The sequence below is a fragment of the Enterococcus sp. 12F9_DIV0723 genome, from assembly GCF_002174375.1.
Classification (GTDB): domain Bacteria; phylum Bacillota; class Bacilli; order Lactobacillales; family Enterococcaceae; genus Enterococcus_A; species Enterococcus_A gilvus.
The window spans coordinates 336,558-362,913 of sequence record NZ_NIBK01000001.1 but is presented as its reverse complement, the minus strand read 5'-3'; the positions used below and the strand labels follow the sequence as shown (position 1 = coordinate 362,913).

The window sequence follows — 26,356 nt, the reverse complement described above, 5'->3', positions numbered from 1 at the left end:
GAGAGAAAAAAAACAAATAAAAAAACGAGTTCTTTACGAACCCGCACGTAGTCGACTCATCGAAAAGATCAGTCATTAACTATCTAGCCCAGCGAGATATTCGCGTAAGGCGAGAAGCGGGTGCTTCTGCTTTCATTTCTCAACTTTACAAGTATACAATCTATTCTATGGAATGTCAACCTTTTTTTCTTAACAAACAATCGTTTTCAGAAAGTTTCTATTGAACTTTCTTTTATTTTTGTGCTAGCCTATATAAGAAGGATGTGATGAAATGGAGCAATCTTTTTTTAAAGAATTGATTCATTATAATAAAACAAAGGATTCCCCGTTTCGCTTAATTGGCGCCGGCCTTTGTATGATCAGCGTTTTACTCACCGGGTATTTATCCCATCAACTTGCCATCTCCAGTTTTGGTTCTTTAGGTATTTTTACTTTTCTCTATTATCAACGACTTCCATTAAAACAATTAATGTCTCGCTTGATGATTGTTGGTCTTTTTTTGATCTCGAGCAACTTTTTAGGAATGCTCTCCACTCATGCAGCCTGGACAGCACCTATTGTGGTCGCTCTTGTCGGCTTTTTGGGTCGCTTTTTCTTTCGTCTTTATGGCATTTCTAAGCCAGGACCATTCTTTATCATTATGGTTACAGCTATGGGTACTAGCACAAAGATTCCTTTACATAAAATCCCCGTGATGAGTGGCTACTTTTTTCTCGGTGTATTGTTTGCATTGATCATTGCATTGCTTTTGCACTTTGTAGAAACATCCCCCCTACCGGCCGAGACTGCCTCACGATCATTAAAAAGTCGGATAAATGATGATCCTGCAGTTATTATGGACAGTCTTTTGTATAGCGGGATACTCTTTTTTGCTGTGTATTTGAGTGTGGGCCTGCAACTAAGAAATCCTTATTGGCTAGTCGTTTCCTGTGCCTCTATTTTGCAGGCAGATAATCTGCGCGCGATGGCGCATCGAAATGTACAGAGAATTTTCGGAACTGCAGTCGGATTAGCAATTGCTGCTTTACTGTTAAATTTACACTTATCCATTTTTGCAACCTTACTCGTGATCACCACCTTGTTCGTCACAGTTGAATATTTTATTAGACGTAACTATGCGATCGCCCAATTCTTTTCTACGCCGATGGCATTGATGCTTTCGTTATTGGTTCGACAACAATATCTTTATAGTTTAATCCAATTTCGTTTCTTAGGAATCGTGATTGGTAGTTTGATCGGACTTTTAGCCGGTTGGCTCATGAGCACCAGTTTGACATTCTACAATCGGAAATTTCATTCTAAGTAACTCTCATGTCCCATATTGGACAGTAGAATATTTACATAACTTTACTTTTTAAATTAAGCGCGTGGGGAATAATTCCTGCGCGCTTTCTTTTGTACTTTTCTTATTCAAAATAGGCTGAGTTCAATAAAATAACTAAGCGTATTTTTTGAAATCGATTTCTTTCTGTGCAACACTGAATATAATCAATTATTGGAGGTTATTACTAAGGAAAGAATTTTTGCAAGTCCGTCTCGTTATGTTCAAGGCAAACGCATGTTGCAAGACGGCATAAAGTACATCAAAGCCTTAGGAGAGACCCCCTTACTTATTACCGACGAAGAAGTTTGGGAAATCGCCGGCAAAGAACTTTTTAAAACAATGGAAGAGAACGGGATGCATCCGGTCAAAGAAATTTTTGGCGGTGAAGCCTCAGAAAAAGAGATTGATCGGATCTCTGAAGATGCAAAAGGAAAAGATCTTGACGTGATCGTAGCCTTAGGAGGAGGAAAAGCGATCGACACAGGAAAAGCCGTCGCCGATGATGTTCAATTACCGTTAGCTGTTTTACCGACGGTTGCTTCCACTGATGCTCCTACCTCTGCGCTTTCCGTCATTTATTCGCCAGAGGGCGTTTTTGAAGGGTATCGTTTCTATGATAAAAACCCTGATCTAGTATTGGTTGATACCGAAGTCATCGTAAATGCGCCTTCTGAACTATTGGCAGATGGGATCGCTGATGCTTTGGCTACCTTTATTGAAGCACGCGCTGTCGCACAAAAGCGTGGGAAAACTATGGCCGGAGGTTCTCAAACTTCTGCCGGAATGGCGATTGCAGAAAAAGCAGAAGAAGTACTTTTTGAAAATGCGCTCAAAGCAATTGAGGCAAACAAGGCGCATGTGGTCACTGAGGCATTCGAACAAATCGTTGAAGCCAATACCTTGTTAAGCGGCCTTGGCTTCGAAAGTGCTGGATTGGCCGCTGCACACGCCATCCACAATGGCTTCACTGTCTTAAACGGCGATATCCATGAGCTTTCCCATGGCCAAAAAGTAGCCTATGGTACCCTCACTCAACTCATGCTAGAAAATGCGGAAGAAGCAGAATTGAATGAATATATCGACTTATATCAATTACTCGGATTGCCTACCACGTTGGAAGACCTGCATTTAAAAGACGCTTCTTATGACAATCTTTTAAAAGTAGGCAAACAAGCAACCATTGACGAAGAGACAATTCACGAGATGACCATGAACGTTACCGCGGAAGATGTAGCAGCGGCTTTAAAAGCAGTTGATACATACGTCACGACTTATTTTCCAAAATAAGCACTATACTAACACGCCATGAAACCGGACAACGCGTCCCTTTCATGGCGTGTTTTTCTATAGAAAGTTTGTAAAACCAAATACCTTCCCTTGGTTTTTGCTATAATGAGGACAAGAAAAATGAAGGAGGCTCTTCTATGTACCGATTAATTGCTTGTGACTTGGATGAAACATTATTAGATAAAGGCCGACATGTATCCGAAAAGACACGAGAAACGATAAAAAAAGCAGAGGCAAACGGTCTTGTATTCGCACCTGCGACTGGTCGCGGATTTTATTCGATCAAACAAACTTTGGAAGAATTGGACGCTGCAAATAAAGCGGCGCATTACATGATTGGATTCAACGGCGGTGTTGTCGTGGAAAATCAAGGCCCGACGATTATCAAAGACTTTCCCATGAATTTTGAAACACTTGCTCGTTTGTTTGAATTTGGATCAAATTACGAAGTGGCAATTCATCTTTACACGTTTGATCAAACCTATGTTTATCACAGTAACCCGGATGAGGACGCCTACTTATTAACGATTCCCCATGAAAAAAGACTAGATGATGATTTTGGTTTTCTAAAAGATCAGACTTGCTACAAAGCTTTATTTCAAAATTTAGATCGCAGCTATTTAGAAAAAATAGAAAAAGAAATGCCTCTTGACCTGCGGGAATCATTAGAGATCAGTTATTCTTCCAACCGCTACATTGAGTTCAACCCCAAAGGTGTGAATAAAGGGATTGCGCTACAGACACTGGCGGAACACTTAGCTATTCCGATGAATGAAACCATTGCTATCGGTGATAATACCAATGATCTGGCAATGATTCGTGCAGCAGAATTAGGAATCGCTGTGGCAAATGCCGTACCCGCAGTCAAAGAGGCGGCACAGCATACTACTAACGCCAATCATGAACAAAGTGCGGTAGCTGAAGTCATCGAATCCTTTATACTTTAAGTTAAATCCTGCTTTCTTCGTTATTAACACAAAAAAAGCGAAGCGATCGATGATCGCTTCGCTTTTAACGTATTCTTCGCCATAAAATCAAAATTAACCAGATTGAGAGTGCCACACTAATCACTACAGTAACGATCCAACTCGCTTCTGAATGCGTAAAAGGAAGCGGCATATTCATCCCAAAGAACCCTGTTACAATAGTCGGGATGGTTAACAACAATGACCAAATCGTCAAAATTTTCATCGTATCATTCAAATTATTGTTTAATAGATTATTGTACGTGCCAGATAACTGATCTAAAATCTCACTAGACAATCTTGTCATTTCTACCGCTTGTCTTGCCTCGATCAAAGCATCATCTAACTCTTCTTTTTCCTTATCAGTGAAGCTAGAAAAAATCGCCTGCGCCTTCACTTGTTCTAGCAGCACCGCATTCTGCTTAGTCGCGGTCACCAGATAAACCAATCCTATCTCCAAATCAGAAAGTGCCAACAGATTTTTGTTGGTGGTCTTTTCTCGAAGCTTTTTATTCAACTGAATTCTCTGACTATCCACTTCTTCAACTAATGGAAAATAATAATCAGAAATCAAAAATAGCGTGTGGAAGAGTAAGCTCGCAGTGCTTTGATTGGGTTCATTCGACAATAAGTTCTCGATGATATTTTCAACATACGCAGTTCGTTCATTCACAAAAGAAAAAAAGTATTGATCCTTTAAAATAAATGCCATGGGACTAGTCTCATAATGATTGTCCTTTTTCAAGAGGTTCGGCACATTAAAAATTAACAAAAAGGCCTTTTCCAACGGGTCATACTCTACCCGCGCGCGTTCATTATCATCCAAGGCATACGTCAGCATTTCATCACTAATCGCATAATCAGCTCGTAATTTTTTTATTTCATGCGCTTGGGTACTATCTACGCGGACCCATGAATACATCCCCTGATTGAACGTCTTTTTTATATCCATTAGAAACCTCCTTACTCCTAAACAACCTTACTTTAGTATAACAAAAAATATCTTATTGTATTCATTTCAAGTCGTTCATTTATCGCAGTGTTCAGTATGTCCTTATTATTTATGAAATCTCTCTCTTAGTTTTGATTAAATCAAAACTAAAAAAGCTTTACCAGAAAAAAATCTGGCAAAGCTTTTTTAACTTATTAATCTACGGAAACTCCTTGAACCTCTAAAATTTTTTCATCAATCAAACGAATCACTTCGTCCCGAGCAACTGCATCGTCAACAAAATTCAAGCGATCGCCATCAATTTGGATTTTAGGGCTTTCGTTATATTCTTCATACCATTGGTCATAACGACTATTCAATTCTTTATAGTAATCATACAAAGTTGGATCAAATTCCAATTGTTCATATTCCCGTCCACGCTTTTGGATACGTTCCATCATCGTTTCAAAAGAAACACGAATGTGAACTAACAGATCGGGATGCTTCTTATGTGCAGCATATGGTAGTTCTTGCATCATGTTAGCCAATAATTCATCATAGACCTTTACTTCTGTCTCTGTTGCTCGACCAAGATCGGCATTCAGATGGAACAATAAGGAATCCTCATAAATGGAACGATCCAACACATTATTGTCATCTTGCATCGCCTTTTTGATGCTATCAAAACGCTTATTCAAAAAATAAATCTGCAATAAAAAGGCATATTGTTCTGGATCCGCGTAAAACAACGGCAATACCTCATTATCTTCAATTGATTCATAAAAAGCTTGACTGCCTAAATGTTCTGACAACATCGCCGTCAAACTTGATTTCCCTGCTCCAATAGTTCCTGCTAATACGATCACGCTCATAAACCCCCAGCTCATTTCATACAAAATATAGTGCGTATTTTTCAACTTATCTAATATACCCCCAATATCTTGTGTCGTCAAACAAAATAACCAAAAAAATCTGATCACTTTTTCTTCTAAAGAATGTTTAAAAAAGCGTTGATTTTCAAAAACTTTTCAACGCTTTCGTTTACTTGTCCGCTGACTCTGAGTAAAATGGAAAGAGACAAAAAACAGACACCTACTGATAAGTAAAGATTCTTACAGTATTTTCTTCCAAAAGATAAAAAGAAAACAAATTGTTTTTGCTATAAGAACGATTCAATTAAAATGAATATTGAAGAGAAATAAATTATTTTCTAATATCTACTTACTCTAAAACGAAACAGGGGTTTTTTTATGAAATCGATTGGCTCGGGTTATGCCAGCGGAAAAATCATATTAATGGGAGAACATTCGGTTGTCTATGGAGAGCCAGCCATCGCTTTTCCGTTTTCCGGGACAGGCATCCAAGCAACCATCCAAGCGAATGACTTGGAATCATGGATTGAATCTAGTTTCTTCCACGGGCCGCTTTCTAAAGCTCCCAATACAATGCGTAATGTAACGGTGTTACTCTGGTACTTAGTAAAACATTTCAAGATTCCAGAACCGTTCTATTTAAAAATCGACAGCTCTATTCCAGCAGAACGCGGAATGGGGTCTAGCGCAGCGGTTGCCGTTGCGATCACCCGCGCCGTTTTTGATTGGATGGAGGAAGCTGCAACTCAAGAACAAGTGTTGCATTTCGTAAATCAGGCAGAAGCGGTTGCTCATGGGAACCCTAGCGGTATTGATGCGACAACCATCAGTGGTACTGAACCCATTCTTTATCAAAAAGGCATTGGATTTCGGCCTTTTCAACTAAATATGGATGCTTTTTTAGTCGTTGCGGATACTGGTGTAAAGGGTCAAACACGCAAAGCAGTCAAGGACATCGCAAAATTGATGGAAATGCGTCCTTACGAAACGAATAAACAAATGCGGTCATTGGGGAAACTGACTGCTCAGGCGCAACAGGCGATCTTAAAAAATCGACCACAGATTCTAGGGGATTGTATGAATCAAGCACAAGGTCTATTACGTTTGTTGGGAACTAGCAATTCCCACTTAGATCATTTGATTCAAACGGCTTTAGAAAACCAAGCATTAGGTGCTAAATTAACTGGCGGCGGACGCGGCGGCTGTATGATTGCTTTAGCCGAAAATGAAACTAGCGGACGTCGGCTGCAACGTATTTTGTTGGATGCAGGCGCCCGAAATACATGGATCGAAGGGTTAGGTGTGTACGCACATGTATAGTGGTAAAGCTCGGGCTTATACGAATATCGCCTTGATCAAGTATTGGGGCAAAGAAAATCAGGAATTGATTATTCCGATGAATAATAGCTTGTCGTTAACACTGGACGCTTTTTATACAGAAACGGAAGTTACTTTTTCTAAAGAACTAAAAGAAGACCAATTTTATTTAGACAACCAATGGCAAGATTCGAAAGCGACCTTAAAAGTGAGTCGCTTTCTTGATTTCGTGCGTTCAAAAACAGATTCCTCCCTACGTGCAGTCGTCAAAAGTAAAAATTTTGTCCCAACTGCGGCAGGATTAGCTTCTTCTGCGAGCGGCTTGGCCGCTTTGGCTGGCGCTGCGAGTGATGCCCTGAATCTAAATTTGACTCCTGAAGAGCTGTCTCGTTTGGCTCGCCGCGGTTCTGGATCTGCTTGCCGTAGTATTTATGGCGGGTTTGCAGAATGGCAAAAAGGAGATTCCGACGAAACTTCTTATGCCGTACAAATTCCAAGTTCGGATTTTGAGAACGACTTAAGCATGATTTTCGTCGTGGTTAACGACGCTCAAAAGGACATTTCTAGTCGTGACGGGATGCAGCGTACTGTGGAGACCTCCGCTTTTTATGATGGCTGGTTGCAAACTGTACCACAAGATTTAGCCAAAGCAAAAAAAGCTATAAAAGAAAAAGATTTTATCGCACTCGGTGAAGTTTCTGAGTCCAGTGCCTTAAAAATGCACGGAACAACTTTGGCAGCAACCCCGCCATTTACCTATTGGTCGGCGGAAAGTATGAAAGCTATGAACCTTGTTCGCCAGATCAGAAACGGGGGCTTACCCTGCTATTTCACAATGGATGCCGGTCCAAATGTTAAACTATTAGTAGAACGAAAAAATGAAGCGGCCCTACTATCCGCTTTGAGTGCTCATCTTGATGCCAAGCAATTAGTGGTCGCTCACGCAGGACCCGCAATCGAAATCTTATCGAAGGAGGATGCCTAAATGATCGAAGTATCCGCACCAGGAAAATTATATATTGCCGGTGAGTACGCTGTCGTAGAACCCGGACATCCCGCGATTATCGTAGCGATCGATCAATTTATTTCCGTTTCTATCGGTCCGGCAAAAAAAAGCGGAAGTATTCAATCTGCGCAATATAGCGACCTTCCTGTACGATGGACACGACGCAAAAACGAATTGGTTCTGGACATCCGAGACAATCCATTTCATTACATTTTAGCGGCGATCCATTTTACTGAAAAATTCGCTCAAGAAAAAGGGAAAAAACTCGCCTTCTTCGATTTAAAGGTGACTAGCGAATTGGATAATTCCAATGGTCGAAAATATGGGTTGGGTTCAAGTGGTGCAGTCACTGTAGCTACTGTTAAAGCGTTGAATGCTTTTTACGATTTACAGCTTTCACAACTTGAGCTATTCAAGCTAGCTACATTGGCTCACTTAAATGTCCAAGGCAACGGTTCTTGTGGCGATATTGCCGCAAGTTGTTATGGCGGCTGGTTGGCTTTTTCCACTTTTGATCATGAATGGGTGTTAAATAAACTGGAATCCGAAAAAATGACGACATTGATCGAAAGTGACTGGCCAAATTTAAAAATAGAACCTTTAAAAGTCCCAGAGGATTTACGCTTATTGATTGGCTGGACTGGAAGTCCCGCATCCACATCTGATTTAGTGGACCAGGTCCATCAATCTCGCGACGAAAAGAAAACCTCTTATGAGAATTTTTTACGCGACAGTACAGACTGTGTGGATCAAATGATCCAAGGGTTCAAGCAAAATGACATTACTCTGATTCAAAAAATGATTCGGAAAAATCGCCAACTATTGAATCAATTGACCAGCTTGAGCAATGTATCTATTGAAACAGAAGAATTGAAACGATTGAATGATCTCGCTGAAAAGTACGGCGGTGCAGCGAAATCTTCGGGTGCTGGCGGCGGTGACTGCGGTATCGTTATTGTTGATAAGCGTGCTGGCATTCTTCCTCTGATGAGTTCTTGGGAAAAAGCCGGTATTACGCCCCTGCCTTTACACGTCTATCACTTCACGGAGGATCGCCATGAATCGTAAAGATGAACATGTTTCCTTAGCTCGTGCATTTCACCAAAAGCCAAAAGAAAATGACTTTGATGCTGTTCGCTTGGTACATTCTTCTTTAGTCTCTGTACGACCGGAAGAAATCGATTTAAGTACAGAAATTCTTGGGCTTAAGCTTACTGCACCGTTTTATATCAATGCGATGACGGGCGGTAGTGAGAAAACAAAAAAAATCAACCATGATTTAGCAATTATCGCACGTGAAACAAACTTGATGATGGCAACAGGCTCTGTTAGTGCCGCATTGAAAGATCCAACTGTCGTAGACTCTTACACTGTCGTTCGCGAAGTCAATCCGAACGGGCTTATTTTGGGCAACATGGGTGCCGGCCGAACAAGTGAGGATGCACAAAAAATCATGGATCTGCTGCAAGCAGATGGTATGCAGATTCATTTGAATGTACCGCAAGAGCTCGTGATGCCTGAAGGAGACCGAGATTTCCATGAGTGGTCTCAGAACATACATGATACCGTTCAGAAATTGTCTGTCCCTGTAGTCGTTAAAGAAGTTGGATTCGGTATGAGCAAAGAGACGATCCGACAGTTACAAGCACTCAGTGTTCACGCCGTGGATGTTTCAGGTCGCGGAGGGACAAGCTTTTCACAAATTGAAAATGCTCGTCGAAAAAAGAGAGAATTGTCTTATCTAGACGATTGGGGCCAATCAACAGTTATCTCTCTCTTGGAAGCACAAGCCATTAGCGATATGACGATCCTTGCTTCTGGCGGCATTCGCGATGCCTATGACATATTTAAAGCGTTGTGTTTAGGCGCAAAAGCCGTTGGTCTTTCTGCGACAATCTTGAATCATCTAATCAGCAATGGTATCGATGATACGATCGAAATGATCGAGGATTGGAAAGTTCAGCTTCATCGCTTGTATCTTATGACAGGCAAAGCCACGACAGCAGAATTGACGCGTAACCCTATTATCTTGAGCGGCGCGCCAAAAGAATGGTGCCAGGCAAGGGAAATTGATTATACAGCATTCGCTTTACGTAAGTAATATGCGGACGCACAAAAAGGAGGAGATCAAGCGATCTCCTCCTTTTTGTTTTGACTGATCCGTCTTGCATATCGGACCGGCCGTATCTATCGTTTAAATAGGCGTTGAAGCCAACTCTTTTTCTCACCAATTCGAATGTTGCCGCTGATTTTTTTGTCATCCAGCATAGATTGGAAAAAGATATTGTCTTGCAATAGCAATTGATTAATAATTTGCAACCGTCTAAAATGTTTCTTCTTCCGTTCGTCGAAAGTCAGATCTTCTGGTAGATTCCCTGAAACTTCAAGTCGTGCATAGTCTCTTCGAATAAGCTTCATTAATTCATACTGTTTAGTAAGCAAATGATTGATTTGTTTGATTTCTGGCAATGTCACCGATACTTTCGAATCTGAGGGAGCGAGTCGCCCTAATGCCGCCACATAGTCTTGCATATCCAACATAAAAATGTGGTTTGCTTTACTTGCCATTAATTTCTTTTCATTTGCTAAATAATCAATCAATGCACCTAATCGCGCATTCGATTCAGCTAACTCATTTATCTCTCGTTTCAGTTTCTCCATGACCTCGAACCTTTCTTCTTATCCTGATTTCTAGTCTATCGTTTTTCACAGGCTATAACAATCAAAGAGATTCATTTTATCTAAAAAAAATGAATGTTTTAAATAAAAACAATCAAATTTATTTTTTTCTAAAAAATAGGAAAATTACTCTGCCTATCATGCACTAAAAAAAGGCCCTCATCTCATGAGGACCTTCCTGAATTTCTAATTTACGCTTTGTAATCGTACGCTGTTACGATAATTTCTTTTAGTTCGCTGATCAACGGTTCTTTCGGATTCGCTGTTGTACATTGGTCTTCGTAAGCCAATTCAGCCATACGATCAACCGTTGTATTCAACGTCTCTTGAGTCACGCCTTGTGCCTTCAAGTTCATGTCGATGCCTGTAGTTACACCTAAGTTGTAAACTGCTTCGATCAACGCTTCTACTAATTCTGCTGTTGTATTGCCTTTAAGTCCTAAGAACTTCGCAATATCTGCATAGTCAGTATCCGCACGGAAGTAGTCGTATTTAGGGAACATCGCATGTTTTTGAGGGTCCTTGGCATTGTAACGGATGATATGCGGCAATAGAATTGCGTTCGTACGTCCGTGAGGAATACCGTATTCTCCACCGATTTTATGTGCCACTGAGTGACAAATTCCTAGGAATGCATTGGCAAATGCCATACCCGCCATCGCTGATGCGTTATGCATTTTTTCACGCGCTTCTGGGTCAGCTGTTTTAACTGATTTTTCAAGGTTTTCGAAAACAAGCTTGATTGCTTGTAAGCTCAATCCACGAGTATAATCAGAAGCCATTACAGATACATAAGACTCGATCGCATGTGTTAACACATCCATACCAGTGTCTGCTGTTACTGAAGCAGGCACTGTCATAACAAATTGAGGGTCAACAATCGCAACATCCGGTGTCAACGCATAGTCAGCCAATGGATACTTCACGTGTGTTTCGCTGTCTGTGATAACTGCGAATGGTGTTACTTCCGCTCCTGTACCAGAAGTGGTTGGGATACATACCAATTTTGCTTTTTCAGGCTTCGCAATTCCGTAAGTACGTTTGCGAATATCCAAGAATTTTTGTTTCGCGCCGAAGAATGACGTGTCTGGGTGTTCAAAGAACATCCACATTCCTTTTGCCGCATCCATTGCAGAACCACCACCAAGAGCAATAACTGTATCAGGTTGGAAGTCGTTAAACATTTCCAGTCCTTTATAAACAGTATTCGTTGAAGGGTTTGGTTCAACATCTGAGAATACTTCAACCTTCACATCGTTTTCACGACGGCCTAATACTTCACGAACGATGTCTGCATAGCCGAATTGAACCATTCCTGGGTCACAAACTAACATGACGCGTTCAACGTTCTCCATTTTTGTTAGATACAATAGAGAGTTCTTTTCGAAAAAGATTTTTGGTGGAAGTTTAAACCATTGCATATTATTTCTCCGTTTCGCTATAGTTTTAACATTGATTAAGTTAATAGCAGATACGTTCTTAGATACAGAGTTTTTACCGTATGAACCACAACCAAGAGTCAATGATGGGATCATTTCATTGTAGATATCACCGATACCGCCTTCAGCAGATGGTGAGTTCACTAAGATACGGCAAGCTTTCATACGTAAGCCGAATTTTACTTGTAAGTCTTCGTCTTCGGTATGGATCACTGCTGTATGTCCTAATCCGCCTAATTCCAACATGCCTTGGCAAAGGTCGAAGCCATGTACATGGTCGTTTGCTTTAATCATAGCTAAAACTGGAGAAAGTTTTTCACGAGACAATGGATAATCTGCACCCACACCGTCTAATTCTGCAATCAGAATCTTTGTGCCTGCAGGAACTTTGATGCCTGCGCGTTGCGCGATATCTTCAGCTGAATGACCAACGATCGCAGGGTTTACTGCGTATTTGCCTTCGTTCATTACAGCGTCTTCTAATCTCTTCAATTCAGCTTTCTTCACTACGTATACTTGATGCGCTTGGAATTCCGCTTTTACTTCTTCGTAGACTTCTTTGTCAACAATGACTGCTTGTTCAGAAGCACAGATCATCCCGTTATCAAAAGATTTTGAAACGATCAAATCGTTTACTGCACGTTTGATTTTCGCCGTTTTTTCGATGTATGAAGGGACGTTACCCGCACCTACACCTAAAGCTGGTTTTCCAGTTGAGTAAGCTGATTTAACCATGCCTGGTCCGCCAGTCGCAAGAACGATGGCCACACCTGGGTGGTTCATTAACATTGATGTTGCGTCGATCGATGGCTTTTCGATCCATTGGATACAGTTTTCAGGAGCGCCGGCCGCGATAGCCGCATCACGAACGATACGCGCAGCTTCAGCTGAACATTTTTGAGCACTTGGGTGAAACGCAAAGACGATTGGATTTCCTGTTTTTAAAGCAATCATTGATTTGAAGATGGTTGTAGAAGTTGGATTTGTTGTAGGTGTTACACCACAAACAACACCAACAGGTCCAGCAACTTCGATCAACCCTTTTTGCTTATCTTCACCGATGACACCCACTGTTTTGTCATGTTTGATGCTGTTCCAGATATATTCTGATGCATACATGTTTTTGATGGCTTTATCTTCAACAACACCACGGCCGGTTTCCTCAACCGCCATTTTTGCTAACAGCATGTGTTTGTCTAGGGCAGCCATCGCCATTTCGTGAACGATATGGTCTATTTTTTCTTGATCAAAATCTTCCATTTCCTTCAGTGCAACATTTGCTTTTGTTGCTAATTCGTCAATCACTTGCTCAACGCTGACTGCGTCTTTTTCTTTTTCAATCGCTTTAGCCATGTGTATCCTCCTAAAAATTTTTGTGTTACTTTTCACATACACATCATACAACACACACAAGAGTTTGTAAATACTTTTTGTGATTTTTTTCACACCCGTTTTTATTATTCACAAAATCCATAATATACAGGCATTCTTAACATTTGCCTTTAAAGTATTTTAAACCTATAGCAACACGCCGCTCTTAGAACTTTTTTCACAAAATTGGGTTGGTTTTTTTCTAATGAATTGATTTCTCCTTCTTTCTAATTCTTTAGACGCAAAAAAGGCACGTATTTACATACGCACCTTTTTTAAAATTCTTTACGTAAGAGCTTCGTCTTACTTTTCTTCTGTTTTGTCTTCAGGTTTTTCTTCTACTAATGGTTCAGTTGGTTCTGTTGTCTCTGGTTCAACGACGTTTGTTTCAACAGGAGCAGCCACTGGACGAGCACCAGATTGTACGGTTCTGATTGAAGAACGGTCGAATACTAAATAGATACCTTCACAGTCTAATGTAACTGTTTTGTCGTCACTGTTGATCTCTGAGATCACGCCATGCAGACCGCCGATAGTTACAACACTATCTCCAACCTTCATTGCATCTAATAAACCTTGACGTTCTTGCTGTTGTTTCTTTTGAGAGCGGTTCATCATAAAGAACATCCCAAGCATCAACACTAGCAAAATAATCATTGAAAAGTTTCCCATTTTATATTTCCCCTCGCATTCATAGTAAATCCACTTTTAACTGTAACAAAATTTGTAAGCTTACACTAGCATTTTTAATCATACTTTAGAAACTTTTTGCGTTTTGCTTATTAAATCCGTACTCTTCAAAAAAGGCTTGGCGGAATTCTAATAGGTTGTCATCCATGATTGCTTGACGAACTTGTTTCATTAAATTAATCAAGAAGTATAGGTTGTGGTAAGAGGTCAATCGAATCCCAAAGGTTTCATCACAATGGATCAAGTGGCGAATATATGCCCGAGTATAATTCCGGCACGTATAGCAATCACATTTTTCATCCAACGGACGGAAATCATGGGCATACTTCGCATTCTTAACAACTAAACGTCCGCCAGAAGTCATGCATGTTCCGTTACGAGCGATACGTGTCGGCAATACGCAGTCAAACATATCCACCCCGCGGATTACACCGTCGATCAATGAATCTGCTGCACCAACACCCATTAAGTAGCGAGGCTTGTTCTCTGGGATCAACGGTGTCGTAAATTCTAAGACACGGTTCATTTCTTCTTTTGGTTCACCCACTGAAAGTCCGCCAATCGAGTACCCTGGAAAATCCATACTTACAAGATCTTTCGCACTTTGGCGGCGCAGGTCTTCAAAGCCGGCACCTTGAATGATTCCAAATAATCCTTGTGTCGCTGGATTTGCGTGCGCTTTTAAGCCGCGCTCCGCCCAGCGTGAAGTCCGTTCCACAGATTTCTTCACGTAATCATAACTTTCATCAAATGGCGGGCATTCATCAAAGCTCATCATGATGTCAGAGCCTAGTTTATTTTGGATATCGATTGCTTTTTCTGGTGACAAGAACATCTTTGAGCCATTCAGATGGTTCTTAAAATGGACCCCTTCTTCTACGATATTTCGCATATCTGCTAATGAGAAGACTTGGAAACCACCAGAATCCGTTAAGATCGGTTGATCCCAATTCATGAACTTGTGCAATCCACCGGCTTCTGCAACTAAATCTTCTCCGGGACGCAGCCACAGATGATACGTGTTACTCAAAATAATGCCTGCCCCCATCTCCTTCAAATCTTCAGGAGACATTGTTTTTACGGTAGCCAAAGTTCCTACGGGCATAAACATTGGTGTCGGGAACGTTCCATGAGGGGTGATGATCTCCCCTAAACGCGCCCCTGTATGTTTTTCTTTCTTTATTAAACGATAAGAAATCGCAGGTTCAGTCATTCAATTTCCTACTTTCTTCTATATATGTATAAGTGTGCAACTTGTATCATAATACTGGTTTTAGAGCGCTTTTGCAACTTTCTACGAACAGCTTAAAACTATTTATAAGATAAGGAAGAAGGATTGTTCAAAAAAACACAAAAAACGTCTTTTTTATATTTTTCAAATAAAAATAAATTCATCCTTATACCTTTTACAAAAAAATGGTTGCATACTCATTGATAAAAAAGCTTATTGTAAAAGATAAAATCTATACCAATACATATTGAATACTATATTTATGAGACAACGCACATGAAAACTCTCACATTAAATGAATTGTGAAATAAATATTTATTAAAAGATAGCGTTTACATTGCTAACTAGACCGATTAAGATGGAGGTGTTAAAAAATATTAGGAGGTAAGAAATGGTTAAAGCGGCAGAGAAGAAACAGGAACCAATCAATGTTGAGGCAATGATCAACGATCTAGCACAGAAAGGCAACGAGGCATTAAAGGTTTTATCTAGCTTTGATCAAGAAAAAGTGGACCGAATCGTTCACGAAATGGCGATGGCTGCATTAGACAAACACATGCTGTTAGCAAAAATGGCGGTCGAGGAAACGGGTCGCGGTGTTGTTGAAGACAAGGCAATCAAAAATATGTACGCTTCTGAATACATTTGGAACAATATCAAAAACAACAAAACCGCTGGGGTAATCTATGAGGACAAACAAAAGCATCTTGTTCAAATAGCTGAACCTGTAGGGGTTGTTTGTGGTGTGACGCCGACGACGAATCCGACCTCTACAACGATCTTCAAGTCCTTGATTGCTATCAAAACACGGAATCCTATTGTCTTTGCTTTCCACCCAAGTGCTCAAAAATGCTCAGCCGAAGCGGCACGAATCGTTCGTGATGCAGCCGTTGCTGCGGGTGCACCTGAAAACTGTGTACAGTGGATCGAAAAGCCATCTCTGGATGCGACACAAGGATTGATGAACCATCCTGATATCGCGATTGTATTAGCCACAGGCGGCGGTGCCATGGTAAAATCTGCCTACTCGACTGGCAAACCGGCTCTAGGAGTAGGTCCAGGGAATGTACCTGCTTATATCGAACGGACTGCCAATATCAAACGCGCAGTGAATGATCTGCTTGTTTCCAAAACCTTTGACAGTGGAATGATTTGTGCTTCTGAACAAGCGGTGATCGTTGACAAAGAAATCTATGACGAAGTGAAGAAGGAATTTCAAGCGCATCAAGTGTATTTTGTTAAGAAAAATGAATTGCGCCAATTAGAAGCCGTCGTAATGAATGAAGGAAAATATGCCGTTAATCCAAAAATTGTGGGCCTCTCTGCAATGACGATCGCTGAATTGGCTGGGATTGGTGTCCCAGAAGGCACAAAAATGCTGATTGCTGAAATTGACGGAGTTGGACCGGATTATCCACTATCCCGCGAAAAGCTTTCTCCTGTTTTAGCCATGATTAAATCAGAGAGTCGCTCTCATGGCCTTGACCTATCTGAAGCAATGTTGGATCTAGGTGGTTTAGGCCATACCGCAGTGATCCATACAGAAGATCCTGATATTGAATTGGATTTCAGTTTGCGAATGAAAGCTTGCCGTATCTTGGTGAATTCGCCATCCTCAGAAGGCGGGATCGGCGACATCTACAATGAATTGATTCCATCATTGACTTTAGGGTGTGGATCTTACGGGAAAAATTCAGTTTCTCATAACGTATCTGCCCTTGATTTGATCAATATCAAAACTGTAGCGAAACGGAGAAAGAACATGCAATGGTTTAAACTTCCACCTAAAATCTACTTTGAAAAGAACTCTTTACTGTATTTGACTCAAATGGAAAATGTGGAACGCGTCATGCTCGTTTGCGACCCTGGAATGGTCCAATTTGGCTATGCGGACATTGTACGTGATGCGTTAGGCAGACGTTCAAATGATGTGAAGATCGAAGTCTTTTCAGATGTCGAACCTAACCCATCGACCAACACCGTTTATAGAGGCTTGGAGATGATCGTGAACTTCCAACCTGATACAATCATTGCATTAGGCGGCGGCTCTGCGATGGATGCGGCAAAAGGAATGTGGATGTTCTTTGAACACCCGGACACCTCCTTCTTCGGAGCGAAACAAAAATTCTTGGATATTCGTAAACGGACATACGGCATCGCACCACCTGAAAAAACACAATTAGTATGCATTCCAACGACCTCAGGGACTGGGGCCGAAGTAACACCCTTCGCGGTTATCACAGATAGCGAAACACACGTAAAATATCCATTAGCAGACTATGCGCTGACACCAAATGTAGCGATCATTGATCCACAATTTGTACTAACTCTTCCATCTTCAATCGCCGCGGACACTGGGATGGACGTACTGACACACGCAATCGAATCCTATGTATCCGTGATGGCCTCAGATTACACACGTGGTTTAAGTCTGCAGGCAATCCAAATCGTCTTTAATTATCTGGAAAAATCAGTAAAAAATGGCGACGAAGAATCTCGCGAGAAGATGCATAACGCGTCTGCGATGGCTGGAATGGCATTCGCCAATGCATTCTTGGGAATTTGCCATTCCATTGCTCATAAGATCGGTGGAGAATATGGTATCCCTCATGGCCGTACCAATGCGATTCTTTTGCCGCATATCATCCGCTACAATGCCAAAGATCCGCAAAAGCATGCGATGTTCCCTAAATATGATTATTTCCGGGCAGATTCAGATTACGCAGACATTGCAAGATTTTTAGGCTTAAAAGGAAAGACGACTGCGGAATTAGTCGAAGCATTAGCCACTGCTGTATATGATCTAGGCGTATCGGTGGGCATCGACATGAGTCTGAAAGCGCAAGGTGTCACACAAGAAAAATTAGACACTACTGTAGACCATTTGGCCGAACTTGCCTACGAAGACCAGTGCACGACTGCCAATCCGAAAGAACCATTAATCAGTGAGCTAAAAGACATCATCGTGACTTGTTACGATTACAAAGTCTAGCAGACACACAAAAGCCCCCTTCGATGACGGTCATCGAAGGGGGCTTTGCTAGCTATTAAATATTCTCTGGATCAACTTCTGGTGCTCTATGGAACTTAATCAGTTCCGTCACAATAATCGGAACAATTGAAAGCAGGATCGCAATCATCCAGTGTGTCATACTGATCGGAACCAGATAGAACAATTCTTGTGTTTGTGGAATCAAGGCAATGGCTGTTGTGATCGCTAATGCTAACCAAGCCATTTGTGCTAACGATTTATTAGTCGCCAAATCTATTTTGAAAATCGACTTACTGCTGCGTACGTTGAATACGTGCAAAATCGATGAATAAGCCAATACTAGAAAGGCAACCGTTTGACCTACTTCTAAACTAGGCGGTGTAAAGTAGCTTACGTGCTCAACAAAGGCGCCTACATAAAAACCAATAAGAGTCACTACGGTAAAAATAGCAGCATTTAAACCAATCTTTTGCCACAATCCCCGTGCAAAAATCCCTTCATCACGCGGAATCGGCTTCTCATCCATAATCCCAGCTTCTGCCGGTTCTCTTCCTAAAGCAAAACCAGGCAATCCATCAGCTACTACGTTAACAAACAATAATTGAACTGCTGTAAATGGCGCTCCCCATCCTAGCAGCATTGCGATAACTACGATAAATATCTCGGAGATATTACAGCTCAATAGGAAATTGATTGCTTTACGAATCCCTTGGTAAACTGAGCGTCCTCGCGCTACAGCATCAACGATCGTTGCAAAATTATCATCGGTTAAGATCATATCAGCTGCACTTTTCGCTACGTCTGTCCCGGTAATTCCCATGGCACAGCCAACATCACTAGCCTTCAGCGCAGGGGCATCATTCACCCCATCACCGGTCATTGCGACAACGGCTCCAGTACGCTGCCATGATTTAACAATACGAATTTTATCCTCTGGCGTTACTCGTGCGTAAACAGATAAATCCTTCACGCGTTCATCCAGTTCATCATCGGTTAATTTTTGTAATTCTGCGCCGGAAAGAGCTTCTTTCCGAGACTTCATGATCCCTAATTCTTTGGCAATCGCTCCAGCCGTCACCACGTGATCTCCGGTGATCATAACTGTTTTGATTCCCGCCTTTTTAGCACGGGCAATGGCATCTTTTGATTCTGGGCGCGGTGGATCGATCATACCGATCAGTCCCATCAAACGCAAATCTTTTTCCAACGCCTCGGAAGTGATCTCTTTTGGTTCTTCATCGTGAATCGCAAAACCTACCGCAATCACGCGCAACGCCTTTTTCCCGAAACGGTCATTGACAATTGCCGCTTGGTCAACATCTCCATAATGGAATTTCGGCAAAAGAACGTCAAAAGCCCCTTTTGTAATAGAGATAAACTTTTTCCCGCGCTTATGTACAGTCGTCATCATTTTCCGATCAGAGTCAAAAGGAATTTCACCGATTCGCGGATATTTTTCTTCAAGTTCAGCTTTTGTATGGTAATTTTCTTCTACAGCGCGAACAATCGCCGCTTCCGTAGGATTCCCTTTGATTTCAAGTTCGTTGTCGTCATTTTCTACGAGGACATCGGTACATAAAGCTGCGATACTAAGAACTTCCATCGCCTCATCGGTCATGCCTTCTTCAGTATCTACCACCGAATCGCCATGCGTCCAGACTCGGCGGACACGCATTTTATTTTGCGTCAGCGTTCCTGTCTTATCTGAACAAATCACATTCGCAGAACCTAATGTTTCAACAGCAGGCAATTTGCGGATAATGGCATTTTTCTTCGCCATTTTTTGTACCCCATATGCCAAGGTTAATGTAACGATAACTGTCAGCGTCTCTGGAACCGCGGCGACGGCTAATGAGATAGCTGTAATGAACATGTCTAGCATAGGTTCGCCTTGCATTTCACCAATAAAAAACACAAAAGCCGCAGCTGCTAAAGCGATTAAACTAATACGCTTCCCTAAGTGATTTAATCGTTTTTGCAGAGGTGTTTTTTGCGTCTCATCACTATTCAAAAGACCTGCAATTTTCCCCATCTCGGTTTGCATGCCTGTCGCAGTAACAACCGCTTTTCCGCGTCCGTTCACTACGGTTGAGCCTTTGTACAACATATTTACTCGATCGCCAAGGGCTGCTCCATCCTCACCTATGTATTCAGGATCTTTCATCACAGGTTCACTTTCACCTGTTAAAGCGGATTCTTCCACGCGCAACTGAGAGGCTTCAACAATACGAGCGTCAGCGGTAATCAATGAACCAGATTCAAGCAATAAAGTATCTCCCGGAACTAATTCTTCCGCATCCACTTGCTCTTGCTTTCCATCTCGCATGACACTTGCGGTTTGCTTGTTCATGTCTTGCAAAGCAGATAATGCCTTTTCCGCATTTCCTTCTTGTACAATGGCTAATACAGAATTAATTACTACGATAGCAATAATCAAAAAACTCTCAAAATAATCGCCATGGTCAGTAGCAATCGCTGTATAGAGCGAAATTACTGCCGCCACTAATAAAATAATCGTCGTAAAATCAGTCAAACTAAGAAAGAATTTTTTTGCCAAAGATTCTTTCGGGGCTTCTTCAAACTTATTTTTACCGTTATTTTTTAATTTTTCTTCAACTTCTGAGCTACTTAAGCCATTCTCTAAATTGGCATCATATTCATTAGTTACAGTTTCTATTTTTTCTTTGTATGGATCCATCCTATTCCTCCTTATGTTATAAAAATACCGCCTATATAATTACTATAACATAGAAAAGTCAGTGAATTCAAAGTATACACCTTGAAATTTACTCAAAAAGTAACAAAATAAATTATTCAAAATAACTAAGTGAAATCGCTTCCAAATTTAAATAGGGTGTGCTATATTATAGATACAAGGAAGGAGGAACTTAGATCATTCGAAGGATTTCTCGATAAGAAAGTAGAAAAAAGTAAACAATAAAATTGTTAGTAATACAAGATTCACCGAAAAAGTTGTCAATAGTATGCGTGTGAAGTATTTCTTTATAAATAGTGAATGCGTATCACAGGTTGAGTAGTACATCAAACACACAAGTAAAAAAGATACGTAAGAAAAAAAGTTTCTTTAAAACTGAATAAAAGTGAAAACGTAGTAAAAACAAATATTTATGTTTATAGTCAAGAAATTCATGTAATACTTTGCATGTATCATTAAAAGTAATATAAAATTCGAATGAACTAATCCTTCCGATATTCTAAGAGCCAGGCAGTCGAGAGCCTGGCTTTTTTTTACGCAAAAAAACCAGCGAACAGATCGCTGGCCTCCTCTTTTCCTCTATTTTACGAACATCGCATCTCCAAAACTGAAGAAGCGATAGCGTTCTTCGATGGCATGGTGATAAGCCGCCAACGTCTTTTCACGACCGGCAAACGCACTGACTAGCATGACCAATGTCGATTTTGGCAAGTGAAAGTTTGTTGAAAAGGCTTGGACGACTTTAAACTCATACCCTGGTGTGATGAATATGTCTGTCCATCCACTGTCCGCCTTGATCTCTCCATTGAATTTCGTACCAATTGTTTCTAGTGTACGAATCGATGTCGTCCCAACTGCGATGATTTTTCCGCCGCTGTCGCGCACATCATTTAATTGTGCAGCAGCTTCTTCCGTCAGACGATAGAATTCACTGTGCATCTGGTGTTCCGCAATATTGTCTACACTGACTGGTCGGAAGGTCCCTAACCCTACGTGTAAGGTTAAATAAACCAGCTTCACTCCTTTTGCTGCAATTTTCTCTAACAATTCTGGTGTAAAATGCAATCCTGCTGTTGGTGCCGCTGCAGAACCGTTCTCTTTAGCGTAAACGGTTTGATAGCGTTCAGGATCTTCTAACCGTTCTTTGATATAAGGAGGTAACGGCATTTCCCCCAGTGATTCTAAGTTCTCTAAAAAGATGCCTTCATAAGAAAACTCCACGATCCGTCCTCCGTGTTCAAGCTCTTTCTTTACCTCCGCACGTAAACGGCCGTCTCCAAAAACAATCTCTGTTCCTACTTTTGCACGACGGGCAGGCTTGATCAACGTCTCCCACTCATCCCCTTGCGTATTGTTTAATAGCAAGACTTCTAAGTGTCCCCCCGTTTCAGGCTTTTCTCCATATAAACGAGCAGGCAGTACACGTGTGTCATTCATGACCAACGCATCTCCAGGGTTCAGCTCTTCAATAATTTCATCAAAATGTTTATCCTCAATATCGCCGGTTTCACGATCTAAGATCAATAATCGCGAACTGTCCCGTTTTTCTAGAGGGGTTTGGGCAATTAATTCTTCAGGCAACTCAAAATCAAAATCTTCTGTGGTTAACATAGCTTCTCCTCTTTTCCTCCGCTATTCTATCATGGGAAATCGGCATTGAAAAGTACGAGGCTGTCTTCTGTGACTTAAAAAAACGGATAGCAATCAACAGAAAATGCAGAATTGTTTTCTCGACTTAAAAAAACGTTTTTTATCTCTACGATTTATCGTCTTTAACTAATAAATAATCCCGACATCTCTCTTTATGAAAAGGTTATTTTATAATCAAAAACAACTTGTGACAGCGCTTAGTTCTGACTAAAAATGAGCTAGTTATTTGTTTTTAATCAGGCTTTATTGCATACTAAAATTATAAACCTGTTCATTTTTGTACAGGTAAATTGTCAGTTTTATATACTGTTTGAGAAAAATATTTTATGAAAATAATTAAGGAATCCTTTTCCTTAACATGAAGAAGGAGCGAAAAAATGATTAAATTTGACCATGTTTCTAAGATATATAATGGAAACAAAGTAGCTGTCGAAGACGTTAACCTCTCTTTTGATAAAGGTGAATTCATTTGTTTGATTGGTACTAGTGGTAGCGGAAAAACAACGACGATGCGAATGATCAATCGAATGATCGATCCAACAAAAGGGACCATTACCATCAACGGTGAAGACATTCAAAAGAAAAATCCTGTTGAGTTGAGACGCCAAATTGGGTACGTGATCCAAAATATTGGGCTTATGCCCCACATGACGATCCGTGAGAATATCACGCTTGTCCAACGGTTATTAAAGGTAGACAAAGAAGAGCAAAATAAAACCGCAGAAAAAATGATCGATTTAGTTGAATTGCCTCGGGATATGCTTGACCGTTATCCTCATGAGTTATCTGGCGGACAACAACAGCGGATCGGGGTTGTTCGTGCGCTCGCTGCCGATCAAGATGTCATTTTGATGGATGAACCCTTCGGTGCTTTGGACCCAATTACCCGTGACTCTCTGCAAGACCTTGTGAAAGACTTACAGGAACGTCTAGGAAAAACCATCGTTTTCGTTACACATGACATGGATGAAGCATTAAAATTATCGAGTCGTATTGCCATCATGGATGATGGAAAAGTGATCCAATTTGATACACCCGAAAATATTTTGCAAAATCCTGCGAATGATTTCGTGGAAGAATTATTAGGAGAAGATCGCTTGCTTCAAGCAAAACCCGACACAACGACTGTTGGCGAGATCATGATGAACACTGCCGTTTCTATTACTCCTGAGAAGAGCCTGCAAAATGCGATTCGCTTGATGCGTGAGAAACGTGTAGATACGTTGCTGATCGTGGATGAAGACAACATTTTGAAAGGCTTTGTTGATATTGAAACCATCGACCAGGAACGACGTCGTGGAAAAGCCTCTAGTATCGGAGATATTATCAATCCGAACGTCTTTTATGTAAAAGAATCTGCGCTGGTTCGAGACAGCCTGCAGCGTATTTTGAAACGCGGCGTAAAATATGTGCCCGTAGTAGACGACGCGAAACACCTTGTAGGTATCCTTACAAGAGTCTCATTGGTAGATATCATTTATGATGTGCTATGGGGCGAAGAAGAAACTTTCGGAGATGCGGCTGAAAGCATAACAAGCGAGGAGGCGTAATCATGCAAGCATTCTTCAATCAATACGGAAGTCAAATGCTGACAAAAAGCGCGGAACACTTGTACATCTCCGCTCTTGCGCTAGGACTCGGTATTTTAGTAGCCGTTCCTTTGGGCATTTTGTTGACACGTTTACCAAAAATCTCTAGTTTTGTGATCGGTGTTGCCAGCGTCCTGCAAACAGTCCCATCACTTGCTTTACTAGCACTGATGATTCCCATCTTTGGCGTCGGAAAATTTCCCGCAATCATCGCGCTATTCATTTATTCGTTATTGCCAATTTTGCGTAACACCTTTATTGGGATGAAAAACGTCGACAGCAACTATCGCGATGTCGCTAAGGGCATGGGGATGACAAACTTGCAGTCGATCTTTACTGTGGAACTCCCCATTGCGGTTCCAACAATCATGGCAGGAATTCGCTTGGCCGCTGTCTATGTTATTGCATGGGCGACGCTTGCTTCATATATCGGAGCTGGCGGGCTGGGAGACCTGATTTTCAGTGGTCTAAACAACTTCCAGCCTCCGCTAATCATTGCAGGTACGGTTCCTGTCATTTTGATGGCACTAATCGTCGACTTATTGTTGGGGCTCTTAGAAGACCGTATGACACCCGCAGCGCTAAAGGAGGAGGAGTAAAGAATGAAAAAATTAAAAATCTTGGCTTTACTCGGACTCTCGCTGCTCTTTCTGAGTAGTTGCTCTTTTCCTGGATTGGCCTCGAATGATAACGAAGATACGATCGCGGTTACGGGCGGGATCACTTCTGAAATGCAAATATTAGGAAGTATAGTTGCAGGCATGGTGGAACATTACACAGACAAGGACACCACCGTGATTAATAATTTGGCAACAAATATGATCAATCATCAAGCCATGTTGAAAGATGACGCTTCGATTTCTGCCGCGCGTTATACAGGAACGGATTTGTCTTCGATTTTGCAATTACCGGCTGAAAAAGATCCGAAGAAAGCCTTCGATATCGTACACAACGAATTTGAAAAGCGTTTTGATCAAACCTGGTTCCCTTCTTATGGATTTGACAATACGTATGTCTTTTTAGTTCGAAAAGACACTGCGGAGAAATATAATCTAAAAAAAGTCAGTGATTTGAAACGCGTAGCTGGTGAGTTAAGTGCAGGTGTGGATACCTCGTGGATCACTCGTAAAGGCGATGGCTATGAAGGATTCAAGCAAGCATATGGATTTGAATTTTCTTCGATCTTGCCTATGCAAGTCAGCTTGGTCTATGATGCATTAGCAGCCAAAAGAATGGATATCGTACTAGGCTATTCTACGGATGGACGGATCGCAAGCTATGATCTTGTCATGTTGGAAGATGATTTACGTTTCTTCCCTCCTTACGATGCAGCACCGATCGTATCTAATAAATTATTAAAATCCGATCCAAAAATCAAAGATGCGATGGAGCGCTTAGGTGGAAAAATATCTACTGAAGAAATGCAAAAATTAAATTATAAAGCAGATAATGATTTGGTTGAACCGCAAATTGTGGCAGAAGAATTTCTAAAAGAACATAACTATTTCGAAGGGGAGTGAGCGTAATGGAAAATCTGAATACCTTTCAACAATTTATCCAATATTATCAAACAAATGGCAGCATCATTTTCGCTCAATTTGTCCGCCACTTCTTGATTTCGATCTATGGTGTGATCTTCGCTGCGATCGTGGGAATTCCACTAGGGATTTTCATCGCCCGCCACACGAAGCTGGCTAGCTGGGTCATTCGTTTGGCCAATGTGATCCAAACGATTCCCTCATTAGCCATGATCTCAGTCTTAATGATTGGAATGGGACTTGGTGTCAATGTTGTAATCTTAACGGTTTTCTTATACTCCTTGTTACCGATCATCAAGAACACCTACACTGGAATGCGGCAGGTGGATAGAAATGCCTTGGATGTCGGAACAGGAATGGGCATGACGAATTGGCAACGATTATATATGATCGAGCTGCCGCTATCTGTCTCAGTTATCATGGCAGGTATCCGTAACGCGTTAGTTGTTGCGATAGGGATCACTGCAATCGGTGTATTCGTTGGTGCCGGTGGACTTGGTGACATCATTATTCGGGGAACAAATGCGACTGACGGAACAGCCATCATCTTAGCTGGTGCGTTACCGACAGCTTTAATGGCCATCATGACTGACTGGCTCTTAGGTCTGGTAGAACGCAGATTGGACCCAGCAACAAAAACGAGTAGATAGTTACTAAATAAAAATCCCTTCAAGCTTTCGAGCTTGGAGGGATTTTTTAAGCGCCACTCTCTTTCATCTCACAATCCCTCCATGGTATCATTTACTAATAGCAACTGTC

The 26,356-nt window shown here is 41.3% G+C and carries 20 protein-coding genes and 1 other annotated feature; of the genes, 12 read left to right on the top strand and 8 right to left on the bottom strand.

Going from position 1 to position 26,356, the window contains the following annotated elements:
* Window positions 1-10: 10 nt before the first annotated feature.
* Window positions 11-138 (bottom strand) — a sequence feature (ribosomal protein L20 leader region).
* Window positions 139-271: 133 nt separating this feature from the next.
* The 3 genes from A5868_RS01895 (at window position 272) to A5868_RS01885 (ending at window position 3,558) form a co-directional block, all read left to right on the top strand.
* The gene (locus A5868_RS01895; protein ID WP_086305777.1) at window positions 272-1,306 is read left to right on the top strand and encodes an FUSC family protein; all 1,035 of its coding nucleotides are present in this window, start codon (window positions 272-274) and stop codon (window positions 1,304-1,306) included.
* A gap of 198 nt (window positions 1,307-1,504) precedes the next feature.
* Entirely contained in the window at window positions 1,505-2,611 is a 1,107-nt protein-coding gene (locus A5868_RS01890; RefSeq protein WP_176281385.1) for a glycerol dehydrogenase, read from the top strand.
* A 137-nt stretch (window positions 2,612-2,748) separates the two neighbouring features.
* Complete coding sequence (locus A5868_RS01885; protein WP_086305779.1) at window positions 2,749-3,558, top strand: Cof-type HAD-IIB family hydrolase; 810 nt, start codon at window positions 2,749-2,751, stop codon at window positions 3,556-3,558.
* A 64-nt stretch (window positions 3,559-3,622) separates the two neighbouring features.
* On the opposite strand, the gene A5868_RS01880 is transcribed toward A5868_RS01885, so the two are convergent.
* Window positions 3,623-4,528, bottom strand: a complete 906-nt coding sequence (locus A5868_RS01880) for a magnesium transporter CorA family protein (protein WP_010781969.1) — start codon at window positions 4,526-4,528, stop codon at window positions 3,623-3,625.
* 194 nt (window positions 4,529-4,722) lie between these two features.
* Window positions 4,723-5,379 (bottom strand): deoxynucleoside kinase, encoded by a 657-nt coding sequence (locus A5868_RS01875; protein WP_279625398.1) that lies wholly within the window; start codon window positions 5,377-5,379, stop codon window positions 4,723-4,725.
* Between the two features lie 378 nt (window positions 5,380-5,757).
* Here A5868_RS01875 and mvk point away from each other — a divergent pair, with 378 nt between their 5' ends.
* From mvk to fni, 4 genes are read left to right on the top strand one after another with little or no spacing between them, the layout of a single operon-like run.
* Window positions 5,758-6,699 carry a mevalonate kinase gene (mvk, locus tag A5868_RS01870; RefSeq protein ID WP_086305780.1) on the top strand — a complete coding sequence of 314 codons (942 nt, stop codon included), beginning with the start codon at window positions 5,758-5,760 and terminating at the stop codon, window positions 6,697-6,699.
* Window positions 6,692-7,681 (top strand): diphosphomevalonate decarboxylase, encoded by a 990-nt coding sequence (gene mvaD / locus A5868_RS01865; protein WP_086305781.1) that lies wholly within the window; start codon window positions 6,692-6,694, stop codon window positions 7,679-7,681. The genes mvk and mvaD overlap by 8 nt, the downstream gene beginning before the upstream one ends.
* The gene (locus tag A5868_RS01860) at window positions 7,682-8,770 is read left to right on the top strand and encodes a phosphomevalonate kinase (protein WP_086305782.1); all 1,089 of its coding nucleotides are present in this window, start codon (window positions 7,682-7,684) and stop codon (window positions 8,768-8,770) included. It abuts the gene before it with no gap.
* Entirely contained in the window at window positions 8,760-9,803 is a 1,044-nt protein-coding gene (fni, locus tag A5868_RS01855; protein ID WP_086305783.1) for a type 2 isopentenyl-diphosphate Delta-isomerase, read from the top strand. Before A5868_RS01860 ends, fni begins: the two co-directional genes overlap by 11 nt.
* Before the next feature lie 86 nt (window positions 9,804-9,889).
* Here fni and A5868_RS01850 read toward each other — a convergent pair whose 3' ends face one another.
* From A5868_RS01850 to tgt, 4 genes are all read right to left on the bottom strand, one after another.
* Entirely contained in the window at window positions 9,890-10,363 is a 474-nt protein-coding gene (locus A5868_RS01850; RefSeq protein ID WP_010781975.1) for a hypothetical protein, read from the bottom strand.
* A 209-nt stretch (window positions 10,364-10,572) separates the two neighbouring features.
* Window positions 10,573-13,173, bottom strand: coding sequence for a bifunctional acetaldehyde-CoA/alcohol dehydrogenase (gene adhE / locus A5868_RS01845; protein WP_010781976.1), 2,601 nt, complete (start codon window positions 13,171-13,173; stop codon window positions 10,573-10,575).
* A 321-nt stretch (window positions 13,174-13,494) separates the two neighbouring features.
* Complete coding sequence (gene yajC, locus A5868_RS01840; protein ID WP_254908379.1) at window positions 13,495-13,863, bottom strand: preprotein translocase subunit YajC; 369 nt, start codon at window positions 13,861-13,863, stop codon at window positions 13,495-13,497.
* Between the two features lie 85 nt (window positions 13,864-13,948).
* Complete coding sequence (tgt, locus tag A5868_RS01835) at window positions 13,949-15,094, bottom strand: tRNA guanosine(34) transglycosylase Tgt (protein WP_086305784.1); 1,146 nt, start codon at window positions 15,092-15,094, stop codon at window positions 13,949-13,951.
* A 409-nt stretch (window positions 15,095-15,503) separates the two neighbouring features.
* On the opposite strand from tgt, the gene adhE (A5868_RS01830) reads away from it, so the two are divergent.
* A complete protein-coding gene (adhE, locus tag A5868_RS01830; protein ID WP_086305785.1) occupies window positions 15,504-18,104 on the top strand; it encodes a bifunctional acetaldehyde-CoA/alcohol dehydrogenase in 2,601 nt (866 codons plus the stop codon).
* A 55-nt stretch (window positions 18,105-18,159) separates the two neighbouring features.
* Here adhE (A5868_RS01830) and A5868_RS01825 read toward each other — a convergent pair whose 3' ends face one another.
* Window positions 18,160-20,802: a cation-translocating P-type ATPase gene (locus A5868_RS01825; RefSeq protein WP_086305786.1), complete on the bottom strand. Its 2,643-nt coding sequence runs from the start codon at window positions 20,800-20,802 to the stop codon at window positions 18,160-18,162.
* A 597-nt stretch (window positions 20,803-21,399) separates the two neighbouring features.
* Complete coding sequence (gene queA, locus A5868_RS01820) at window positions 21,400-22,431, bottom strand: tRNA preQ1(34) S-adenosylmethionine ribosyltransferase-isomerase QueA (RefSeq protein WP_086305787.1); 1,032 nt, start codon at window positions 22,429-22,431, stop codon at window positions 21,400-21,402.
* Between the two features lie 416 nt (window positions 22,432-22,847).
* On the opposite strand from queA, the gene A5868_RS01815 reads away from it, so the two are divergent.
* Genes A5868_RS01815 through A5868_RS01800 form a run of 4 tightly spaced genes read left to right on the top strand, consistent with a single transcriptional unit; the run spans window position 22,848 to window position 26,247 of the window.
* Entirely contained in the window at window positions 22,848-24,020 is a 1,173-nt protein-coding gene (locus tag A5868_RS01815) for a betaine/proline/choline family ABC transporter ATP-binding protein (RefSeq protein WP_010781982.1), read from the top strand.
* A gap of 2 nt (window positions 24,021-24,022) precedes the next feature.
* On the top strand, window positions 24,023-24,658 hold the full coding sequence (locus A5868_RS01810; protein ID WP_010781983.1) for an ABC transporter permease: 636 nt from the start codon (window positions 24,023-24,025) through the stop codon (window positions 24,656-24,658).
* A gap of 3 nt (window positions 24,659-24,661) precedes the next feature.
* Entirely contained in the window at window positions 24,662-25,579 is a 918-nt protein-coding gene (locus tag A5868_RS01805) for an osmoprotectant ABC transporter substrate-binding protein (protein ID WP_086305788.1), read from the top strand.
* A 5-nt stretch (window positions 25,580-25,584) separates the two neighbouring features.
* Window positions 25,585-26,247: an ABC transporter permease gene (locus tag A5868_RS01800; protein ID WP_010781985.1), complete on the top strand. Its 663-nt coding sequence runs from the start codon at window positions 25,585-25,587 to the stop codon at window positions 26,245-26,247.
* Window positions 26,248-26,356: the final 109 nt, after the last annotated feature.

What these genes read in the sequence shown, in the direction of transcription:
- A5868_RS01800 (WP_010781985.1), top strand. Translation starts at nt 25,585, where the DNA reads ATGGAAAATCTGAATACCTTTCAACAATTTATCCAATATTATCAAACA.
- A5868_RS01805 (WP_086305788.1), top strand. Translation starts at nt 24,662, where the DNA reads ATGAAAAAATTAAAAATCTTGGCTTTACTCGGACTCTCGCTGCTCTTT.
- A5868_RS01810 (WP_010781983.1), top strand. Translation starts at nt 24,023, where the DNA reads ATGCAAGCATTCTTCAATCAATACGGAAGTCAAATGCTGACAAAAAGC.
- yajC (WP_254908379.1), bottom strand. Translation starts at nt 13,863, where the DNA reads ATGGGAAACTTTTCAATGATTATTTTGCTAGTGTTGATGCTTGGGATG.
- A5868_RS01850 (WP_010781975.1), bottom strand. Translation starts at nt 10,363, where the DNA reads ATGGAGAAACTGAAACGAGAGATAAATGAGTTAGCTGAATCGAATGCG.
- mvaD (WP_086305781.1), top strand. Translation starts at nt 6,692, where the DNA reads ATGTATAGTGGTAAAGCTCGGGCTTATACGAATATCGCCTTGATCAAG.
- A5868_RS01860 (WP_086305782.1), top strand. Translation starts at nt 7,682, where the DNA reads ATGATCGAAGTATCCGCACCAGGAAAATTATATATTGCCGGTGAGTAC.
- queA (WP_086305787.1), bottom strand. Translation starts at nt 22,431, where the DNA reads ATGTTAACCACAGAAGATTTTGATTTTGAGTTGCCTGAAGAATTAATT.
- A5868_RS01880 (WP_010781969.1), bottom strand. Translation starts at nt 4,528, where the DNA reads ATGGATATAAAAAAGACGTTCAATCAGGGGATGTATTCATGGGTCCGC.
- adhE (WP_086305785.1), top strand. Translation starts at nt 15,504, where the DNA reads ATGGTTAAAGCGGCAGAGAAGAAACAGGAACCAATCAATGTTGAGGCA.
- A5868_RS01815 (WP_010781982.1), top strand. Translation starts at nt 22,848, where the DNA reads ATGATTAAATTTGACCATGTTTCTAAGATATATAATGGAAACAAAGTA.
- fni (WP_086305783.1), top strand. Translation starts at nt 8,760, where the DNA reads ATGAATCGTAAAGATGAACATGTTTCCTTAGCTCGTGCATTTCACCAA.
- adhE (WP_010781976.1), bottom strand. Translation starts at nt 13,173, where the DNA reads ATGGCTAAAGCGATTGAAAAAGAAAAAGACGCAGTCAGCGTTGAGCAA.
- A5868_RS01895 (WP_086305777.1), top strand. Translation starts at nt 272, where the DNA reads ATGGAGCAATCTTTTTTTAAAGAATTGATTCATTATAATAAAACAAAG.
- A5868_RS01885 (WP_086305779.1), top strand. Translation starts at nt 2,749, where the DNA reads ATGTACCGATTAATTGCTTGTGACTTGGATGAAACATTATTAGATAAA.
- A5868_RS01875 (WP_279625398.1), bottom strand. Translation starts at nt 5,379, where the DNA reads ATGAGCGTGATCGTATTAGCAGGAACTATTGGAGCAGGGAAATCAAGT.
- tgt (WP_086305784.1), bottom strand. Translation starts at nt 15,094, where the DNA reads ATGACTGAACCTGCGATTTCTTATCGTTTAATAAAGAAAGAAAAACAT.
- A5868_RS01825 (WP_086305786.1), bottom strand. Translation starts at nt 20,802, where the DNA reads ATGGATCCATACAAAGAAAAAATAGAAACTGTAACTAATGAATATGAT.
- mvk (WP_086305780.1), top strand. Translation starts at nt 5,758, where the DNA reads ATGAAATCGATTGGCTCGGGTTATGCCAGCGGAAAAATCATATTAATG.